This window comes from Vibrio sp. 10N.247.311.14 (assembly GCF_041467715.1).
Taxonomy (GTDB): Bacteria; Pseudomonadota; Gammaproteobacteria; order Enterobacterales; family Vibrionaceae; genus Vibrio; species Vibrio crassostreae_C.
This window is the reverse complement of the sequence record NZ_JBFSVE010000009.1, coordinates 61768-82160: the sequence shown is the minus strand read 5'-3', so window position 1 is coordinate 82160 and position 20393 is coordinate 61768. Positions and strand designations below refer to the sequence as shown.

Here is a 20393-nt window from a genome sequence, read left to right as displayed (position 1 = left end):
ATAACCTCAATGTGAGGGTGACGTTATGTGCTTAGTATTTACTTTATATACTGCCCCTATTAAGTGATTAGCTTGCTGATCTTCAATAGGGGCATTTTTGGATCGGGCACTCATCAAAATTACTAATCTTTTGGATCTCTCAGTATGAAAATTGTTATTGCACCAGACTCGTTTAAAGAATCTCTATCGGCTGTATCTGTGGCGGCGTGTATTGAAAAGGGCTTTCGTGAAATCTTCCCAGACGCTGAATACGTAACATTGCCTTTGGCTGATGGTGGTGAAGGGACTGTGGATGTATTGCTCCAAGGGCTTTTTGGTGAAAAGCGACATAGCCAAGTCGAAGGGCCGTTAGGGCAACCAGTCAATGCAGAATGGGCAATGCTAGAACCGTCGGATCAGAATCCTAAGAAAACGGCTTTAATTGAGATCGCCGCTGCCTCTGGTTTGGATTTACTTAAATCAGAACAGCGTAACCCGTTAATAGCTTCTTCATTTGGTACAGGGCAATTGATCTTAGAAGCCATTGAACAAGGTGCTGAGAGCATTATTTTAGGATTGGGTGGCAGTGCGACCAACGATGGTGGTGCAGGTATTGTTCAAGCGTTAGGTGGACGCTTGTTAGTTAGTAAAGGGCAAGATGGCAAAGGGCAAGATAGTACTGGACAAGAGCTTGGCCGAGGTGGTGCTGCACTTGCAGAATTAGCATCAATAGATCTTACAGGTTTGGATTCGCGCTATGCAGATGTCGAGTTGATTGTGGCATGCGATGTTGATAATCCATTGTGTGGGGATAACGGTGCCAGCCATGTATTTGGTCCGCAAAAAGGAGCGACACCTGAACAAGTCTTAATGCTTGATAAGGCGCTTGCGAATTTTGCTCAAGTCGCAGAAACGCAAGGTTGTGTAGACGGCGGTGAATCCGTTCAAAAGCGTATGGGTTATGGTGCGGCTGGTGGCTCGCCGATGGGACTTGGTTTGCTATTCAACATGCAAATTAAACCCGGTATCGAGATGGTACTGGACGTTTTGCAAGCCGATGATGTGTTGAAAGGTGCCGACCTTGTGATTACCGGTGAAGGGCAGATGGACAATCAAACTCTGCAAGGAAAAACACCTTATGGCATTGCCAAACGTGCGAGCTTACAGGGCATTCCAACCATAGGAATTGCCGGATCTTTAGGCACCGAAGTAGAAGCGCTTTACGGCGAAATGAGCAGCTTGTTTGGAACTGTAAGATCGCCACAAACTTTAGAAAAAGTATTACAAGAGGCGGAGCTTAACTTAACAAGAACGGCAAGAAATATCGCAGCGACTTTACGGTTAGGTCACAAAATATCTCAAAAATAGTGGCTTCTACGAGGTAGGCTGCGCCTAGCTTTGGTTTTCTGCGTGTTGTAAGTTCATGATTATTATATTGTAAATATTATTGTCAATATTGAATGATTATGATTTAGATCATTAATTTGATAGGTTTTATCCATGATAACGATAAATACAAACGATTATATTTTACTTTAGCCCAGGCGTATTCTATATCCTTAATTACTGCGTGGTTTTGTGTGATGAATAGCCACCATTCAGAAGTAAAGATGCAACAAAGATGGTGCATCTAAAAGGTAATAAGGAATAGATGATGAGTAAAAAATTAACTACAGCTGCGGGTTGTCCTGTTGCTCATAACCAGAATGTTCAAACTGCGGGTAAACGCGGTCCTCAACTTCTTCAAGATGTTTGGTTTTTAGAAAAAATGGCGCATTTTGATCGTGAGGTGATTCCAGAGCGTCGTATGCACGCGAAAGGTTCAGGGGCTTACGGCACTTTCACTGTGACTCACGATATTACTCAATACACCAAAGCTAAACTATTCTCTGAAATCGGTAAAAAGACGGATCTGTTTGCACGATTTACAACGGTAGCTGGCGAACGTGGCGCAGCGGACGCGGAGCGTGATATTCGCGGTTTCGCGTTGAAGTTTTATACTGAAGAAGGCAACTGGGATATGGTGGGTAACAACACGCCAGTATTCTTCCTTCGTGATCCTCTTAAGTTCCCAGACTTAAACCACGCCGTTAAACGTGACCCTCGCACTAACATGCGTAGCGCGAAGAACAACTGGGATTTCTGGACTTCTTTACCTGAAGCACTTCACCAAATTACTATCGTGATGAGTGATCGCGGTATCCCTGCGACTTACCGCCACATGCATGGTTTCGGCAGTCACACGTTCAGCTTCATCAATGCTGACAACGAACGTTTCTGGGTTAAATTCCACTTCAAATCTCAGCAAGGTATTAAGAACTTGTCTGACGCAGAAGCGGCACAAGTGATCGGTGATGATCGCGAAAGCCACCAACGTGATTTGCTAGACAGCATCGATAACCAAGATTTCCCGAAATGGACGTTGAAAGTACAAGTGATGCCAGAAGCGGATGCAGCGAAGGTTCCATACAACCCGTTCGATTTGACTAAGATCTGGCCTCATGCAGATTACCCGTTGATCGAAGTGGGCGAATTTGAGCTAAATCGTAACCCGCAAAACTTCTTCGCAGAAGTAGAGCAGTCAGCATTCAACCCAGCGAACGTAGTTCCAGGTATCAGCTTCTCGCCAGACAAGATGCTGCAAGGTCGTCTGTTTGCTTACGGTGATGCACAACGTTACCGTTTGGGTGTAAACCATCAGCACATTCCAGTGAATGCGCCTCGTTGCCCAGTACACAGCTACCACCGTGATGGCGCGATGCGTGTCGATGGTAACTTCGGTGGCACATTAGGTTATGAGCCAAACAACGAAGGTCAATGGGCTGAGCAACCAGATTTCGCTGAACCAGCACTGAACCTAGATGGCGCAGCAGCACACTGGGATCACCGCGAAGATGAAGATTACTTCTCGCAACCGGGTGACTTGTTCCGCCTAATGACACCAGAGAAGCAAGCGATTCTTTTTGATAACACTGCTCGCAACCTAGGCGGCGTGCCAAAAGAGATTCAATTGCGTCACCTAAGACACTGTTACAAAGCTGACCCTGCATACGGTGAAGGCATTGGTAAACTGCTTGAAATCGACGTGAGCGAATTTAAGTCGTAATCAATCATCTTGATTCGTTAATTGAAAGGCCGTTGAGTGAATCACTCAACGGCCTTTTTTGATCTCGCTGTTTATTAAGCAACCCTAAATCATTGAAAAATTTAATAATCCACATTGATAGTTTTTACCTATCGAATTGATAAATCTATCCCATTATCTTTGTAAGAGTGATGGGATTATTCTACGACTATCAGTTTAGAAAGTAGAGGAGTTTGAGATGAATAAGAGCGCATTAATCGTTGAAGGTGGAGCAATGAGAGGTATTTTTGCTGCTGGAGTTTTAGACGCCTTCATGCAAGACGATTTCCGTCCTTATGATTTTGCCATCGGCGTATCTGCAGGTGTGTCGAATCTGGTTGGCTACTTATCTCATGCACCAAAACGCAGTTATGATGTGATCACCACGATGGCGACGGATAAAACTTTCTTTAATCCTGCTCGCTTTGCCAAAGGCGGTAACTTGGTAGATGTTAAATGGTTATGGAACGAATCCAATCAACGTTATCCGCTCGATTGTGGTGAGTTGTTTTCAAGTATCCCACTCATTGCTGCTGTCACAAATGTCGATACGGGCAGTGCAGACTACTACCATATTAAGCCAGAAAACCTTTCTAATGTTGTTGAAGCAACAACGGCTTTACCTATCGCTTACCGTGAAACTCCGTGTTTCTCTGGTGGCTGTTATACCGATGGCGGTGTAGCCGATTCGATTCCGGTTCGTGAAGCATATCGCCGTGGCGCACGCGATATTACCGTGATTCTGTCTCACCCATTGAGCTACCGAATGAAGCCTCAAAAGCACCAATGGATGCTGAAGAAACTATTAAAGAAATTCCCAAATATTGCTGAATCGATGGCGGTGCGTGCTGAAAACTACAACCAGTCTCTGGAGTTCATTCGTAACCCACCCAAAGATGCGACCATTAAAGTGATAGCGCCGCCAGAAGCGTTCGCAGTAAAGCGTTTAACTATGGATCAAAGTACTCTTAATACAGGTTACGAGATGGGCGTCAAAGCCGGTGAAGAGCACCTTGCTATTAGAAAAGGCGTTTATGGTTTAGACACTGAAGATTGTCATTTCTGCGTCTAGGAACGGTTTTAGAATACTGAATAAACGACGAAGCCACGCTGTTCACTTCAGAATAGCGTGGCTTTGTATCTGTAGACCTAGTTTGTTTTTAACTCAGCCTGCTGTTAACTCAATCTGTTATTAAACGAGTTCGTTGCCGCTGGTGTTGCCAGCAAAGAAAGCATCAACACTGGTGAGTGTTGTGTTCGCGATATTGAACAGAGCATCTTTGGTTAAGAAAGCTTGGTGACCTGTGAACAGCACGTTGTGACAAGCAGATAGACGGCGGAACACATCATCGACAATCACGTCGTTTGATTTGTCTTGGAAGAACAGCTCTTTCTCGTTGTCATACACATCAAGACCAAGTGCGCCAATCTTACTCTGTTTAAGCGCTTCGATAGCAGCTGTGGAATCCAGTAGTTCACCACGGCTGGTGTTGACAATCATCACGCCGTCTTTCATCTTCTCAAACGCAGTCGCATCTAATAGGTGGTAGTTCTCTTTACTCATTGGGCAGTGTAGAGAAATCACATCAGACTCTTGGTAAAGTTCGTCGAGTTCAACGTATTTAGCGCCTAACTCAACAGCTAACGGGTTTGGATATGGGTCATAGCATAGGATATTCATGCCTAAACCCTTCAGAATTCGCATCGTCGCTAGGCCAATCTTACCCGAGCCAATCATACCGACCGTTTTACCGTGGAAGTTAAAGCCAACTAACCCCTCAAGAGAGAAGTTCGCATCACGAGTGCGTTGGTATGCCTTGTGTAGTTTACGGTTCAAACACATCATCATGCCAACCGTGTGTTCTGCTACCGATTCTGGTGAGTAAGCCGGAACGCGAACCACTTGCAGACCAAACTCTTTGGCTGCGTCTAGGTCGACCTTGTCAAAGCCCGCACAGCGCATCGCGATTAACTTGGTGCGGCCTTGAGCAAGAATCTCTAACACGTCTCGCGATAGGTCATCGTTTACAAACGCACAAACCACTTCGTTGTCGTGCGCCATTTTTGCTGTTGTTGTGGTGAGTCGAAAATCGTGAAAATGAAACTCAGCGTTGAGTTCGCCTTTTGCCAGTTCGAATGATTTTTCGTCGTATGATTTTGAGCTAAAAAAAGCAATGTTGAGCATGGCTTCCTCTCTTACCTAAAATATAAATAACCCACTAATTCATTCTCTGAAACGTGATTAAAACAAGGGCATGTTGACCTTTCGCGGTTAAGTTTTGTTCGAGATAAAATCGTTTTAATCGCGACGAGAGGTTTGCCGCCTAGTCATTCTAAGCAAAACCCTCTCAACAAAGAGTAAAACGATTTTAGCCGAACCCTTCGGGCAGTGTTTGTGGTTCCTTTCTACAGCGTTATCGAATTCTCATGTAGGCGAGCTACACGTCGAATTCTCTGCCTTGTATAAATAACCCACAAACGGCTGCAAAAATCAGCTCGATAGGTCAACATGCCCTACAACTCTGTTCAGTGTGCTAGAGTTTTTTTCTCTTGTCTATCACCATTAGTCATTGTAATTGCTATGGTTATTTGATCTTTTGTCTTCACTTATTGAACATTAAAAATCACATTACGAGGTTGCTTGCTTATAAGTTCATCAATATTGAATGAATCTTACTTTCGGGTGTGGAACGTTGAATTTTCCAGTGTGACGGAATACGTAAATGACTCATATAAAACCTCTTCTCTAACTGTTCTTTGAAAGTTGTGCTTCTGTCTAACGAGTGGCGGTTGTTATTTACCAGTAGTTCTCACTGCTGAATTGACCGGGTTTTCTGCGTAAGTGCTTTTCGAAACCTAAGCTAGTTAGCGCTTCGCTTGTGTCACGAACCATTTGCGGATTGCCGCAAAGGTAGAAAAAACTGCGGGTTTGATTGAAAGCGACAGACGCGGCTTGCTCGAGGTCGCCTCCAAGTAACAAATTTGGGATTCGTCCGCGCAAAGTTCCGGTAACTGATTCTCTAGAAATAATTGGCACATATTTAAGTCTCCCTTGAAAGTGATTAACGAGTTGAGTGATACGATCTCGATAAGTCAGGTCTTGCTCTGTTCTTACAGCATGCACTAGAACCAGATTCTTGAATGAAGAGGCTTTGTCTGAAGCCAACTCATTTTGCTGTATCTGCATGCTCTCAAGTATTGAGATAAATGGGCCTACCGCGGTTCCGGTTGAAAGCATCCATAGATCGTCGGCGATCTCTGGGATCTCATCTAAGGTCATAAAGCCACTTGGGTCTTTGCCGACAAAGATGTCATCGCCCATCTTCAACTCATGAAGTTGAGGTGAAAGCTGACCGTTCTGATCCTTAATAATCAAAAATTCCAGATGTTGATGACCTTGTTCGTGCTCTGGCGCGTTCACCATCGAATAGGCGCGTCTTACGAACTCATCCTCACTGTTAAGTAAGCCAAGTTTCGTGAACTGACCTGCCTGATAAGAAGAGACAGGTGCACTAACCTGGAGTGAGAACAATTGATCTGTCCATTCTGTTTTGTTTAGGACTTTGCCTGTAACTAAACCATGAGGAATATCTGTCATATCATCCACCTTTAAGAAGAGAAGTTATCTCATTAAGGATACTCAACTATTTACACTTTAGAGTTGCATGTACCACGCCAATAATGAGAATGCTTATCAATACTGATTAAAGGTTAATTATTGGGTCGGATGTTGTCAAAAAGACAACATACTATTTGAGTCCAAATGACTCGTGCATGTGTTTTGGTTTCGTTTTAATAGACTTTAGCTGGTTGAACATCGTTAACATAGGTTGAGTGGTTTGACCCCTAGGATATTCAATCAATTACTGAAGAGAATAATTTATAGATGCGTATAATGGCGGCTTTCGTTCTCAATATAACTGTGTTTTATGCTTGATAATCTTCGTATGGCCTTGAACGTATTGTTCGTGACCATTAATACTGCATTCACCGCATTGGCTGTGAGCCTGTTTGCCCTAATCAAACTTATTTTGCCAATTTCTGTCGTTCAAAAATCATGCACTCGCTTAGCTAACTTCACATTCTGGTGTTGGGCTTCTCTTAATTTATGGATGTTGAACGCCAATAACGATATCGAATGGCAAGTGGAAGGGGGGGAAGATATTTCGACCAAGCAGTGGTATTTGATGATGTCTAACCACCTAAGCTGGGCAGATATTGTGATTTTGTCTTCAATCCTAAAAGACAAAATGCCGATGACGAAGTACTTCTTGAAACATGAATTGTTGTACGTACCATTTGTTGGCTTGGCCTGCTGGGGCTTAGATATGCCATTCATGAGACGCCACTCTCGTGAGTTCCTATTACGCAACCCAGAACGCCGTAATGATGATTTTAATGCAATCAATAAAGCGTGTACTAAGTTCAAATTAGCACCGACAACATTGGTTAATTTTGTTGAAGGGACTCGTGCAAACCACGAGAAACTGGCGTCAGCAAAGACCCCTTATCGCCACTTATTGAAGCCGAAAACTGGGGGCGTGGCATTTGCTTTATCTGCAATGGGCCCAATTTTGGATGGCATCGTGGATGTGACCTTAGCTTACCCTGAAAACCAAACCTCTCCGTTTGAAGATATGCTGAAGGGCAAAATGACTAAGGTCGTTGTGCGTATTAAATTGCATCCAATGGATGAGAACGTGAACGGTAATTACTTTGAAGATAAGGCTTTTAAACGTCGCTTCCACAATTGGTTGAACAGCACGTGGAAAGAGAAAGACGTCTACCTTGATACGGTTTATGGGGTTGATAAGCCTTCTGAGGTAGAGACAGTTGACGAGCCTGATGTGGCTTATAAGAAACAAGAACAGTAAGCTAAAACTGAATCGATAGCATTAATAAAGCCGATAGCTCATTGAACTATCGGCTTTTTTATTAATTTGACTTTCTTAATATTCAAACCATTAAGTTAGTACTTACTATGGCTTAACCGCCTGGTAAGCATCAATAATATGCTTTACTTGGCTAGGTTTGCCTTGCTTCTCTTGTCCTTGATGGATACGTAAGTAGTGCTGCAATGTTTTGGCTTTGTATTGCTGTGATACCTTCACTTGTTCATCACAACTTGGTGTCCAGATCTTGTCACCGACGTTTGATATCTCGCTAACGGTTTGGCTCTTTTCTGAATCACCGCGACTATTACTCACCAATAAAATCTCGTAGTAACGACGGTTCTCTTCAATCAACACTTCATCAATAAGACCAAAATGGATCGCCTTTAAATGGCTTCTCAACTCGAATTGCTGATGCACCGGACAAAGCAAGAAATCGATCGCTTTGTCTGGGTGTTGACGATGAATATCATCGACGAGCTTTTGAGTAAGATCGCCACCGACGCCCGCAATAATCACCAGGTGTTTGCCAGTATGTTTCTCAAGCGGGATAGCGGCGACATCCATACAGTAGACTTGCCATTGGCTAGTCACTTTCTGTTCTGCTATTGCACCTTGCGGAAAGTAACGCGTAAGTTTGCTTTCCAAATCGCTCATAAGAGACGGGACAATATCGACAAAGTGAAGCTGAGGTGCTTTGTTATCCGACAACAGTTGAACACCCAAGAAGCCGTGATCACAACAACAGTCCCAAATATGTTGGTAGTCATTGCTGACAAGGGAATGGAGAGTTTGCAGTCGGTTACTTAGCTTCATAAGGCTCGTGTCGTTAGAAAAGGGGTATTGTCGTGTTGAACGCGCATTGTAATGACTTTCCATAAAAACAAAAGCACCTAGGGTATGAATCCTAGGTGCTTTGTAGTGGCTACAGAAATGTAAGTATAGGTTTACGATGCTTTGGCAACGGCTCTGATATGGCCTTCCACTCGGTTCTTACCAAGTTGTTGCGCGATAAGTTTCGCTTGTTCCGCCAGCGCTAAAGCTGAGTCTGTTTCACCCTCTATTTGCGAGTATCCCACGCTAACCCCTAGCGATAAGGTGATATCTGGAGTGACGATGGTTTTCTCCGCGATTGCGACTCTGCACTGGTCTAGCTGGAATTTGGCATCTTTCACATCATTGGCTTTGAATAATACTGCGAACTCCTTTCCTCCAACACGAGCCAAGCAAAGTCCCTTTGGCTTGGGGAAGTAACTGCGTATCGATTCTGCAGTCAGCTTGATCATCTTGTCGCCAACCGCTTCACCGTAGGCTCGGTTTACGTGGTCGAAGTTATCGATATCAAGCAGAGCGACATAGGTATCGGGCTCGCTCACGTAGTTTTCGATGGCGATGCTGAAACTGCTCTTATTGTCTAACTGCGTCATCAGATCTTTGCTGCTCAATTGATGTTGAAGCAGTAAGTTAGACAAAGAGACTTCAGTGTAATCACGGATCATTCGTAGAATACTCTGGCTGATCGGTAAGTTTACGTTTACGTACAACACTGCGATCAACTGCTGACGAGAGTGCAAAGGAATACAGTAATGACGTTGGTGTATTTTGAGTTTACACGCCAGTGGATCGGCGTACTTACCACTTCGGTAAGCCATAGTGTCCGGTGTAAATCGCTCTGCAAGGGCTTTGTCACAATGTACCGTGGATTTGTTTCCGTGATAGTCGATGGTACTGAATGCGTGGTTCTCAAGCTGATAGAGACAGAATTGAATGCCTTTTTGGTAGGTGAAACTATCCAGTATGGATTTTAACTCTCGCTTAAAGCTTACAAGGTCATCGACTTTATTCAGTTGCGACAAGGACACGTTCAAACGATAAGCCAGATAGTTGGCACCAATCCACAATAGCAGGAGTGAGCCCAGTACTAAGCCCGTCAACGTAAATTGATGTGAGCTGGTTAAGATGTCATGGCGGTCAGTGCCCGCAATGAACACCCAATTTAAGCTGTTGTCTGCGTCAAATACCGATATTTTGAAGTTATCTTGATAGTAATATTCGTGCTTACCAACGGTTTCACCTTGTGAGAGTTGGTGGCTGATCCCTGCATGGAAGCTGATGGATTTAGAACCGATACGCTGTGGATCCGGGTGGAATACCAGTCGCTCTGTTGCTCTGTCTACAACAAATACATAGCCATTATTAAGCGTTTTTAAATCTCTTAAACCTTGCGTGGTATGCATTAAATCAAACTCAATCCATATTTCTTCGTTGAGCTTTTCTGCAGTGTGTTTAACGGCGAAAACCCATCGTCCATCGGCTTTTTGGTAAACGGAAGAGATGTAAAAATCTTCTACAACACCGTCTATTGAATGCCATTGTATTGTGGCGATTTGTTCATTGGAAAGAGGAAGGCCACGAGTGGAGACATAATGTTGGGAGTTAGGTTGGTATCGAACGATATCGGAGAAATTTGGTGTTCTTCTTAGAATATTATCACTCAATTCTCTGAATTTTTTATCACCGATTGGAGCCGTTTTAGGCAAGCCTAGACTGGTTTCTAAAAAATAGAGTTTGCCGAATGTGGCTTCGATGTTGGAACGAATGGTAGAGCTTGCGATACGAATGTTTGATGATGATTGTTCTGTTGCTGCTGTTTCTACTTTTTCAAGCTGAGTCATAGCAAGATAGAGCATCCCTCCAGTTAATAAAATAATGTATGGTTTAAAAAGCCGAATTAATGTTTTAGGTAAAGCCATGATATCCAAAGACGTTATAGATTCATTTTTATAGTACGGCAATACTAAACAGTTTCATTAACCACATCAATGCAAATGATTCCATATGGATGAATGATTTTTGTGATATTCAGCTAACAAAAAAGCCAGCTGTAAATATAACTGGCTTCTATGGTTTTCGGTGTTTTATTAAGCTGACTAAGCTTTTGCTTTAATCAAATCAGCCTGATCTGGCGAATAGTGCAAAATTGCCATCGAAGTTGGCGACAACAACATTTCACCTTCTGCATGACCGGGTTTAACGTTTCGCGAGTTGGTATCACAGATGGTTACCCAGTTTTGTTCACGGTCATTCGGTAACGAGAAACGTGCTGGCGCATTGGTTTGGTTGATAAGATAAATTAACTCGTCGCCATCTTTACCAATACCTAAATGCAAAGCGACTGAGCTTAAGCGGTTCCAGTCGTCATGCTCCATAAGTGTGCCATCGACACGGCTCCAGAAGATGCGGTTAGAGTTACGCTTTTCGCCACTGAATGCCTTAATAAACGGCACCATGTATTGCTGACGAGCAGAGATCATTTCAGATAACCAAGTCTTGAAGTAAGTCTTGCGCTCTGAATCTTCCCAGTTAAGCCAGCTGGTCACGCCATCTTGGCAATAAGCGTTGTTGTTACCTTTTTGAGTATGAGATAACACATCGGCTGTCAAAATATGAGGAATACCAAACGCAAACAGCAGACTCGCCATGAAGTTGCGCTTCTGCTTTTCACGCGTCGCGATCACTAACAGGTTTTCGGTTTCACCTTCAACACCGTAGTTTTCAGAACGGTTGTCGCCGTGTCCATCGCGGTTGTTCTCACCATTCTCTTCGTTGTGCTTATGCTTGTAAGACACAAGATCCTGCATGGTGAAGCCGTCATGGTAAGTGATGTAGTTGACGGTTAATTTATACGGCCAGTGCGCAGCGCTATAGATGTCACGTGAACCCATCAAGCGAGTCGCAAACTCTTTCAGATAGCCTTGATCACCGCGCCAGAAGCTACGTGTGATGTCTCTTAGTTTGTCATTGCATTCATTCCAACCAAGCGGGAAATTACCCACTTGATAACCATTAGGACCAATATCCCACGGCTCTGCGATTAACTTAGTTTCTTTAAGTACAGGGTCTTGAGCTACGGCTTTAAAGAAAGCAGCCTCAGGGTTGTAGTTGTCACCTTCGCGCCCCAGTGTCGCTGCCAAGTCAAAACGGAAGCCGTCGACTTGGAATTCACTCACCCAGTACCGAAGTGTATCCATCACTAAGTTGAGTGCAGGTTGGTGGGTAAGGTCGACGGTGTTTCCACAGCCAGTGAAGTTCGCGTAATGGCAGCCATGTTTAATGTAGTAGCGGCTATCGAGTGCTTTTAGGTTGAAGGTAGTTCCGCCTTCCCCACCTTCTGCTGTGTGGTTGTACACCACGTCTAGAATGACTTCGATGCCATTGCGGTGCAGTTCGCGAATCGCAGTCTTTAACTCGTTTACGGCATCTTTCTCTGCGTAGCGAGGGTCAGGCACCATAAACAAGTATGGGTTGTAACCCCAATAGTTCACTTTACCCATGTCTAATAGGTGTGGTTCATGCATGCATGCGGCAATGGGCAAAAGCTGTAGAGAGTTGATATTTTGCTGTTTGTAGAACGCAAGCATTTCAGGGCTCACTAACCCTAAGTAGCGTCCTTTAGTATTGGCAGCCACTTCTGGGTGCAGTTGAGATAGACCTTTTACATGCGTTTCAAAAAGAACGGTATCTTCGCGGCTAATGCGTGGCTTTTCTACATCTTGCCAATCGAAGGTGTCATCAACAACGACACATTTCGCCATAGCAAAGCTTTTTTCATTGGTATATGGCGTGACGTAATCGAGCGGTTCGCTTATTGCTTTGGCATACGGGTCTGAAAGCAGGATAGGGCCATTGTCCGTTTCGGCAATGAAGCCGTATTTTTGCCCCGCTTTAATACCATCAATAAAGACATATCTGATATCAGCGTATTCATTTTCCAATTTATAAGTGGTGAATTCGTCGTTCTCGTCAAAAAGAGCGAGTGAAAGAGATTTACAGTCAGGAGAATAAATAGAGAAGTTGCAGCCAGTGTTACCTAGCGTTGCGCCTAGCGGATAAGGGCGAGCGAGCGTTCTAGTCATTGCTTGATTTCTTGTTCGTTTATCGACATCAGTGAACTATAAGTAAAAAGCTTTGTCACAGTAAGGTCAAGCAACTTCACAGATTAATTACGGTAAAAAAAATAATTCATCGATGAAGTTCAAATTATATATTTGAGCTAGATCTCACTTATGTTGAATAATTAGATCTGTGTGCTGTCTACTCCTCCTATATTAAGTGATCTACCTCTTTAAAACACCATTCTGTATATTTTCTACTCCCCTCTAGTCCCCCTTAATTAACTTAGGGGCGGAGGAAGTCAAACTTGTCATCCCCTCTTAATATTGACCCCGTTGAAACGAATCAGGGGAAACCCTAAACCTCTCTATCTTACGACTACCATTACTGCTTTTGGTTGCCGCAAGAGAGCAAAAATATAAAAACCTAAAATAAATCGTCCTTAATGGAGTTAAGAATGAAAAAAGTAAGTTTGATTGCTGTTGCAGTGGCGACTACGCTAGCTGCTGGCTCTGCGTTCGCTGTTGACTTTAATGGTTACATGCGTGCTGGTACTGGTATTAGCGCAAGTGGTTCTGGTGATGTATCTGTTAATAAAAACGGTATTGGTCGTCTAGGTAACGAAAATGACAACTACTCTGAGTTTGGTTTTTCTGAAGAGCTAAAAACAGGTGAGCAAACTTGGCGCCTTGAGTCTATGATCGCTTCTGGTGCTCCTGGAGAGAATGGTTGGGAAGATGCTGACTTCAACGTTGCTCAGTTTGCTGTTAAGGCAAAAGGCCTAATCTCTTCAGATAAAGAAGCAACTATCTGGGCTGGTAAAACATACTACCAACGTAAAGATATCCACATCACTGATTTCTACTTCCTAAACACATCTGGTACTGGTGGCGGTGTTGAGAACCTATCAATTGGCGACCAGAAATTATCTGTTGCATTGATTCAAGATAATGGTTCTCAAACATCTGATACGGACAAGTACGGCTGGGTACCTGGTGCTAACCCAGGTGATGCTCCTACTTGGGGTGTTGTTGATAAAGAATCTGAAGACGTAACTGGCTACATTGCTGATGTTCGTTTAGCTAACATTGGCCTTTGGTCTGACGCTTCTCTAGAAGTTGCGATGGCGTACAACTTCGCTACTTCAACTGATGGTCAATCAGTTAAAGGTGATGACGGTCTACTAGTTACAGGTATTATCCACCAAGGTATGGATAATGGCTTTAACCAAACTGTATTACAGTACGGTACTAACGGCTACGGTGTTCAAGCTGCTAACTTCTGGGGTGCTGGTTCGTACTACGACCGTTCAGGCGACCAAAATGACGCAACAGGTTATCGTTTGATCAACTGGGGTGTAATGAACCTAGGCGAATCATGGGAAATGGGTCACCAATTAGCATACTTAGCTGGTTCTGACATTGGTGCTTCTAAGCAAGATATCGACCAATACTCTATAGTTGCTCGTCCAATGTACAAGTGGAACGACACTATGCGTACAGTATTCGAAGCTGGCTACAACGCGGGTGAGAAAATTAACGGTGCTGGTAATGGTGTCGAAGACTTTGGTAACGCTAAATTTACAGTAGCTCAAGCTTGGGCTATGGGTGACAGCTTCTGGGCTCGTCCTGAAATCCGTGTTTACGGTTCGTACATCCTAGATACTGAAAATGACAATGCATTCGGTACAAACGAAGATACTGAATACGTAGCTGGTATCCAAGTAGAAGCTTGGTGGTAATCACCTAGCGTAACCAATCCTAAACTGTCCTAATTCATAGCCGGCTTGCGTCGGCTATTTTTTTAAGGAATGTACGATTAAGCAGATCGTTCCCTAGGTGAATAGTTTTCTTTGTGGTAATTAAAGTTAGTAAATTTCTTAAAAAAATAACAAGAAGGAAGAGTTATGTATTTTAAAGCTCTAATGTTGAGTGGCTGTGTTGCGTTGGCTGGTTGTCAATCTGCACAAGTAGTTGAGCAAGTGCAAGTGGCACAAGCTGAACAAGTTAACTCTATTGCTGCCCTTCAATTTGCAGCAATGAAACTACCTAGTTCTGTAGTTTTTGATGTAACGCCAGAAAGCCAACACCTAAACTATCAATCTATTAATAGCCCTGTGGTTGCTGTTGAACTTCCAGCAAATCGTGGTGAGTATTCATTAACAATTTCAAGTTTGATTGGAGATACAGCATTTGTCCCACGTGCAGTGATCTTTGATAAAAACGGTAAAGAGTTAGAAAGTTATGGTAAAGATGACTTTGAATATAAGAAACCTAGAATGCATCTGGGTAATCGACTTGTTGCCGAAAAAGAGTTCTTCCCTCCTCGTACTGAAGACTCTGTTTTCTTAATTGTTTATACAGACCAGAAAGATATCGGTGGCTTTACTGATGTGATTCACCCTGCTCGTTTAGATGCAGAAGGGCGTGGTAATTATCTACCTGAAGTTAAAGATATTCCACTTCCAAACGCTAGTGTTGGTAAAGTAGAAGTTACGATTGATAAACCAAGCTTCTTCTCATTTGGTTCAAGCAGTGAATCTAACGCTAAGCCAGCGGCTGCTAAGATAGATACCATTCAACCAGAAACACAAACTTACTACCACAATGCAATTCAAACAGCAGTAAGTGAAGATAATATTCCTAAAGCTCTTAGCTTATTAGATGAAGCAAAAGCCCTTGGTATTGAAGGTGCACAAGAAGCCTTTGTGCGAGCCGTCAACGCCAAGTAATATAGATAAAGGGTTCCTTTAAAAGTGCAATGCTTGTAAGTTAAGCATCGGTTAGCATCTTCTAAGGAACCCTATCGAATACCGCTTTAATGTATATGCTTTTTATTTGCAATGTTCAGCAACTTTCTCGCCTAAAGGGACTTCTGTATTTTCGCATTTTGATACGTGACCAGTAGTCGTTTCCCCTGCTTTATCCATTTCCATATATTGATCAACATTACCGTTGCTTTCAAGTGTTTGCAGTGCCTGTTTGTGCGCGGCATTTTCAGCTTGTATTTGTTGCGTTGTTGCAGTGCTAGGAGTATGTGCCAGGGCGCGAGCAGCGTCGGTAGATTCTACAAGATCAGTGGTATTAGCCAAAGCCATCCCGCCCATCAATGCTGTAGTCACGATGCCCATTTGGATGGTTTTGATGATATGTTTACGGTTCATGGAAGTTTTCCTAATCAAAATTTAACGACACCGCAAACAACTGCGGTGTTTTGCTGTTGATAGAATATTACATCGAGAATTGAGTGTATTTTAATCGTAATTGTAGGGCGTAACCCTTCAAAAAAGGCTGCCAGGATTAATTCTGTTCACTTAAGGGAGAGCGGCATTCCTACTATGATATATCGTTAAGATCTGGTTTTAACGGTTCTAAGGAATATCCTTTCCCTTTAGTTCTAAGTTTTCAGCCATGTAATCGAATGTAGGGGCTATAAAGTATGGTTGGAAATGCCCCGAATTTTAATGGGCGATGCAGTTGTTTATTATTTGCTTAAATCTGCTGGGTTCAATAGTTGTAAAAAAGGGAGACTGACGTCTCCCAAAGGCTAGCTTTCGCTGGTTTTATTATCTTTTTATTAGAATCTAAGCTTTATAGTTTAATTCTTGGTTACTGAAACAACTGGGCCATCTACGTCGTCATCCAGCTCGTGAATCGCATTCAGAGTGAATGTATAGCTACCAGCTTCTGTTACGCTTAGTTGGCAGTTACCATCAGCATCAGTACCTAGGTCGATTGATCCATCAGCAAGTTCAACTGAATCACAACCAAAGTTAGGTGTTTTCCAATCTGCATCTGCAAACTTGAAGCCATAGTCTCCCGCTTCCAAAGTACCCGTTACAGAGTAAACCCCATTAGCAACAAAGCTCATTGCCCAATCATCCGTTGCGCCCCATCCATTCATGTCACCTTTAACGTAAACCGTTGTTTGCCCGTATGGCGGAATGCTAGATACATCTTTATCTGAGTTATCGACTGGCAGACCGACACCTTGCGCATCGCCTTGTGCCTGTACAAATACAGCGGTGGTTAATGCAGGTACTGTGAAGGTTTCAGCGGCGAAGCTTGCTCCTTTTACAATGTCATCTTCAGAATTTTGTTGAACGGTGTGCAGTGCAAAGCCGGTTGCTCCTGTGATTTTGAACGATTGAGGTTTATTGGTTGAGTTTACAACCGCGACAATCGCATCATTTGCAGGGTCAAGATCGTCGCCCGCAGACACGCCATCATCGATCGACATGACAATCAGGCCTTCGACTTGATCTTCGCCAACGTTACGGAAGTCGACACGCTTCATGACTTCGTCAGCTGTATCTAAGCGGAACAGTTCGCTTGAGCTACGGATCTTTAATAGCTCTAGGAATTGCTGCTTAGTCAGCTCAATGTCGTCTGAGTCTGGTTTAGCCGCGCTGTCAGCAATGATTGTTTTGATCAGATCCCAGTTTGCACCATCTTTATCTTCACGAGGTAAGCCAACATTCCAGTTGTTGTCCGTCCCATCAAACATGACGCGGTTGTACCAGTCACCAGAATCGTAAGAATCGCGCTGCATAGACTTAGATCGTAGCAGTTCAGAACCCATATGGATGAATGGTATGCCTTGGCCTAGCATCACGGTAGAAAGCGATACAGACTGCATACGCGCACGCTCTGCAGAGCTAGTACCAGTGGCGATCTTGTAAGCGTTGTTATCCCAAAGTGTTTGGTTATCGTGTTTGGAAACGTAAGAGATGTTCTCGGAAGGCATCTTGGTGTAACCAGCTGGCGCGCCGTTGTAATCAACGTTTTTACCCAGTTTGGTATCGCCTTTGTAATCAATCAGTACGTATTCTGCGAGGTTACCTGCCATACCTAAACGAACAAGGTCTTGGTTATGTAAACGACCATTGATCGAATCTTGATCAACTTTGGTTTCTTCGTTGGCAATCGCTGCGTTACCAAAGCCTTGGTTAAAGCGAAGTGGGTGGTTCCCTTCTGAGTCGACACCACCATCGAATGGGCTACCACCACGAACGGCGTCACGCAAACGGTCTGAGAAGGTACCGATTTCTGTACCTGCCATGTTGATTTGGTTCGCTTGATCGAAGCGGGCGTTGTTGGCGACTTCACCAAAGTCCCAGCCTTCCCCGTAGAACAGAGTATTCGGGTCGATTTTGCGCACTTCTTCCAATGCTTCGACCATTACATCTTTTGGCTGGTGGCCCATCAAGTCAAAACGGAAACCATCCACTTTGTAGTCGTCAGCCCACACCTTAAGTGAGTCGACCATCAATTTACCCATCATCAGGTTTTCGGTCGCAGTGTTGTCACAACAAGTCGAGTTTTCTACGCCACCAGTGTTGACGTTAAGACGGTGGTAGTACCCAGGGACAATCTTATCCAGTACCGACTTATCGTTCACACCAGACGCATTGGTGTGGTTGTATACCACGTCCATGATCAGCTTAAGATCCATGTCGTGCGTAGCTTTGACCATCTGACGGAATTCGAGAATACGCTGAGAACCATTAGGATCGGTCGCGTAACTTCCCTCAGGAACTGTGTAATGGAATGGGTCGTAGCCCCAGTTGAAGCTATCAAGCATACGAAGGTCATTCATTAATGCTTGTGCGTCACCCGTTGAAGGGTCATAACCATCGAGTACGTCTTCGATGACTTTGTTTTCGTCTTCGCTTCCACATAAGGTAGCTGTCGGTTTTACATCACACAGTTTTCCTACGGTGTCGGTGATATCAACACGGCTCGCGGCATCTTCATCGACGGTAGCGATATCAAATGCTGGTAAGATATGCAGCGTAGTTAAACCTGCTTCTTGGAGAGCTTGTAGGTGTTTGACCGACTCACGATCGGCTTCTGTAAGAGCGAGGTACTTGCCATTTAGGCTAGCTGTGCCGAGCTTATCGCTGAAACTAAAGTCACGTAGGTGTGATTCGTAAAGTACGTGGTCTTCGTCTTTCTCTACGGTTGGTCGTTGGTAGTTGTCCCAGTTCGCTGGTTTCAAGGTTGAATCATTCAGGTCAATCACTTGAGAGTATGCTGAGTTCTTTGACAAACTGAGAGAGTATGGGTCTGTCACAAGGCGAGTTTCGATATTGCCTGTGGTTGGGTGATAAACCTTCACTTGGTAACGGTAATAACTGTTCACTGCATTAGACACGGCATCAGTCGCCCAAATGCCTGTCTCAGTGTTTTCCGTCATCGGGATTACTTGTGAACTTAGCAGATCTTCACTGTATAGAACGAGTTCTACATCTTGCGCGGTTGGTGCCCAAAGCTTGAAGGTCGCCGCACTGCCTTCAACAATTGCGCCTAGTTCTTCAGCCATTGCATTACCAGCATCTTCGCTAGCAAATACCGCATCAAGCACACCAGGTTTTTGAACCTCAGTTGAAGAGATAACATCGCCATTGGCATTGTAGGCAACAAAAATTATCTGAGATTTTAAAATAGTGCGAAGTGTGCTGTCGTCAACATCGATAGCTAGGGCAGGTAAGCTTGCAAGGTGTCGGAAACGCTCTTTCAATTCAGAAGATAGTTCTCCGTCTTTGCTTAGTTCAATTGCAGTTCCACCGACAATCTCTTTGTCATCGTTCATTGTGATGCTGTTGTCTAGTGCATAGAAAAGCTTCACAGAGTCTGCATTGCTAGCCGCTTCCCAACCAATTGTGGTTGCATCTAGCCAGTGTGCTTTTTGACCATCAATATTGACTGGTCGCTCTGAAATAGGGTCGTAGTACAACTCGCTGCTGCCATGGAAACCAAATACGCCTTGTGAATCGCCAAGCTTAGTTAACTCGACTTTAGAATTGGCACTGCCAAATGCTTTCTCATCACCATTGTGCAAGATGAAGTTCATGCATTTGTGTGGGTCAGAGGCATCTGGGTCAACTTTCAACACATAATAGGCACCGTAAGTATCGCTGATACCATCATATTCGTAAGGGCTGTTCCAGTCGGTTCCGGTTTCACTTAATCCCATGCCGACTAAATCTGTGCTGGTACAGCCTTCACCATTCCAAAGGTGCAGCCCCCAACCGTCGTAAGTTGAGCCAGATGAGCTGGCAGCGGCAACATCGCGTTTGTAGTAAATAACGACTTCGTTTTCAGCTGCAGGGTATAAACCACTGTTGCCAGGGGCTGTACCGTTGTCGCTATCATTATCACTACCACAACCCGCGATCAAAGTAGCGGTGAAGAGCGGTAACATTGCTTTGGCCAATGTAGAGCGTTTGAAGCTCTTCTTTTTGGTATTGTTGAAGGTATTTCGTAGAGAGATAATTTTATTAATATTTATGTTGTTCACGTTTTGATATCCATATTTCACTTTTTATGAAGATGAATATCCTAGCTTTAACCAAGGTCAACTATTTGTGATGGCTATGTATAAAGTTATTTTTAATATATAAAAATAGGAAACCTAGTGTCAATATCACGCTTTGTATTTGGTTTAAGTTAAATTTATTGGATCAATGACTCATTTGCATAATATCAATAATGTAAGGCGTA

At 43.7% G+C, this 20393-nt stretch carries 13 protein-coding genes; 6 read left to right on the top strand and 7 right to left on the bottom strand.

Annotation, left to right across the window (positions count from 1 at the left end):
* Nucleotides 1-144 precede the first annotated feature (144 nt).
* From AB6F11_RS05195 to AB6F11_RS05185, 3 genes are all read left to right on the top strand, one after another.
* Nucleotides 145-1347, top strand: coding sequence for a glycerate kinase (locus AB6F11_RS05195; protein ID WP_102398421.1), 1203 nt, complete (start codon nucleotides 145-147; stop codon nucleotides 1345-1347).
* A gap of 286 nt (nucleotides 1348-1633) precedes the next feature.
* A complete protein-coding gene (locus tag AB6F11_RS05190; RefSeq protein WP_102398420.1) occupies nucleotides 1634-3085 on the top strand; it encodes a catalase in 1452 nt (483 codons plus the stop codon).
* A gap of 217 nt (nucleotides 3086-3302) precedes the next feature.
* A complete protein-coding gene (locus tag AB6F11_RS05185) occupies nucleotides 3303-4175 on the top strand; it encodes a patatin family protein (protein WP_065583767.1) in 873 nt (290 codons plus the stop codon).
* 120 nt (nucleotides 4176-4295) lie between these two features.
* Here the strand turns inward: AB6F11_RS05185 and AB6F11_RS05180 are convergent, their stop codons facing one another.
* Nucleotides 4296-5288, bottom strand: coding sequence for a 2-hydroxyacid dehydrogenase (locus AB6F11_RS05180; protein ID WP_102398419.1), 993 nt, complete (start codon nucleotides 5286-5288; stop codon nucleotides 4296-4298).
* A gap of 612 nt (nucleotides 5289-5900) precedes the next feature.
* Nucleotides 5901-6701, bottom strand: coding sequence for a ferredoxin--NADP reductase (locus tag AB6F11_RS05175; protein ID WP_017058858.1), 801 nt, complete (start codon nucleotides 6699-6701; stop codon nucleotides 5901-5903).
* 331 nt (nucleotides 6702-7032) lie between these two features.
* Between AB6F11_RS05175 and AB6F11_RS05170 the strand changes: the two genes are divergently transcribed.
* Nucleotides 7033-7977 carry an acyltransferase gene (locus AB6F11_RS05170; RefSeq protein ID WP_017063993.1) on the top strand — a complete coding sequence of 315 codons (945 nt, stop codon included), beginning with the start codon at nucleotides 7033-7035 and terminating at the stop codon, nucleotides 7975-7977.
* Nucleotides 7978-8082: 105 nt separating this feature from the next.
* Here AB6F11_RS05170 and AB6F11_RS05165 read toward each other — a convergent pair whose 3' ends face one another.
* From AB6F11_RS05165 to glgX, 3 genes are all read right to left on the bottom strand, one after another.
* Nucleotides 8083-8811, bottom strand: coding sequence for a tRNA (adenine(22)-N(1))-methyltransferase TrmK (locus AB6F11_RS05165; protein WP_017069730.1), 729 nt, complete (start codon nucleotides 8809-8811; stop codon nucleotides 8083-8085).
* Between the two features lie 131 nt (nucleotides 8812-8942).
* On the bottom strand, nucleotides 8943-10685 hold the full coding sequence (locus AB6F11_RS05160) for a diguanylate cyclase (protein ID WP_102398418.1): 1743 nt from the start codon (nucleotides 10683-10685) through the stop codon (nucleotides 8943-8945).
* Nucleotides 10686-10925: 240 nt separating this feature from the next.
* Entirely contained in the window at nucleotides 10926-12911 is a 1986-nt protein-coding gene (gene glgX, locus AB6F11_RS05155; RefSeq protein WP_104216189.1) for a glycogen debranching protein GlgX, read from the bottom strand.
* Nucleotides 12912-13345: 434 nt separating this feature from the next.
* On the opposite strand from glgX, the gene lamB reads away from it, so the two are divergent.
* On the top strand, nucleotides 13346-14629 hold the full coding sequence (lamB, locus tag AB6F11_RS05150; RefSeq protein ID WP_170964252.1) for a maltoporin LamB: 1284 nt from the start codon (nucleotides 13346-13348) through the stop codon (nucleotides 14627-14629).
* 165 nt (nucleotides 14630-14794) lie between these two features.
* The gene (locus AB6F11_RS05145) at nucleotides 14795-15619 is read left to right on the top strand and encodes a MalM family protein (protein WP_104216187.1); all 825 of its coding nucleotides are present in this window, start codon (nucleotides 14795-14797) and stop codon (nucleotides 15617-15619) included.
* A 102-nt stretch (nucleotides 15620-15721) separates the two neighbouring features.
* On the opposite strand, the gene AB6F11_RS05140 is transcribed toward AB6F11_RS05145, so the two are convergent.
* Nucleotides 15722-16051, bottom strand: a complete 330-nt coding sequence (locus AB6F11_RS05140) for a hypothetical protein (protein ID WP_104216186.1) — start codon at nucleotides 16049-16051, stop codon at nucleotides 15722-15724.
* A 434-nt stretch (nucleotides 16052-16485) separates the two neighbouring features.
* On the bottom strand, nucleotides 16486-20190 hold the full coding sequence (gene pulA, locus AB6F11_RS05135; protein WP_104216185.1) for a pullulanase-type alpha-1,6-glucosidase: 3705 nt from the start codon (nucleotides 20188-20190) through the stop codon (nucleotides 16486-16488).
* Between the last annotated feature and the right edge of the window lie 203 nt (nucleotides 20191-20393).

Bases quoted from the DNA above. Each gene is read 5' to 3' on its own strand.
- AB6F11_RS05180 (WP_102398419.1), bottom strand. From the start codon at position 5,288: ATGCTCAACATTGCTTTTTTTAGCTCAAAATCATACGACGAAAAATCA.
- AB6F11_RS05140 (WP_104216186.1), bottom strand. From the start codon at position 16,051: ATGAACCGTAAACATATCATCAAAACCATCCAAATGGGCATCGTGACT.
- AB6F11_RS05195 (WP_102398421.1), top strand. From the start codon at position 145: ATGAAAATTGTTATTGCACCAGACTCGTTTAAAGAATCTCTATCGGCT.
- AB6F11_RS05160 (WP_102398418.1), bottom strand. From the start codon at position 10,685: ATGCTCTATCTTGCTATGACTCAGCTTGAAAAAGTAGAAACAGCAGCA.
- AB6F11_RS05170 (WP_017063993.1), top strand. From the start codon at position 7,033: ATGCTTGATAATCTTCGTATGGCCTTGAACGTATTGTTCGTGACCATT.
- lamB (WP_170964252.1), top strand. From the start codon at position 13,346: ATGAAAAAAGTAAGTTTGATTGCTGTTGCAGTGGCGACTACGCTAGCT.
- glgX (WP_104216189.1), bottom strand. From the start codon at position 12,911: ATGACTAGAACGCTCGCTCGCCCTTATCCGCTAGGCGCAACGCTAGGT.
- AB6F11_RS05185 (WP_065583767.1), top strand. From the start codon at position 3,303: ATGAATAAGAGCGCATTAATCGTTGAAGGTGGAGCAATGAGAGGTATT.
- AB6F11_RS05145 (WP_104216187.1), top strand. From the start codon at position 14,795: ATGTATTTTAAAGCTCTAATGTTGAGTGGCTGTGTTGCGTTGGCTGGT.
- AB6F11_RS05165 (WP_017069730.1), bottom strand. From the start codon at position 8,811: ATGAAGCTAAGTAACCGACTGCAAACTCTCCATTCCCTTGTCAGCAAT.
- AB6F11_RS05175 (WP_017058858.1), bottom strand. From the start codon at position 6,701: ATGACAGATATTCCTCATGGTTTAGTTACAGGCAAAGTCCTAAACAAA.
- AB6F11_RS05190 (WP_102398420.1), top strand. From the start codon at position 1,634: ATGAGTAAAAAATTAACTACAGCTGCGGGTTGTCCTGTTGCTCATAAC.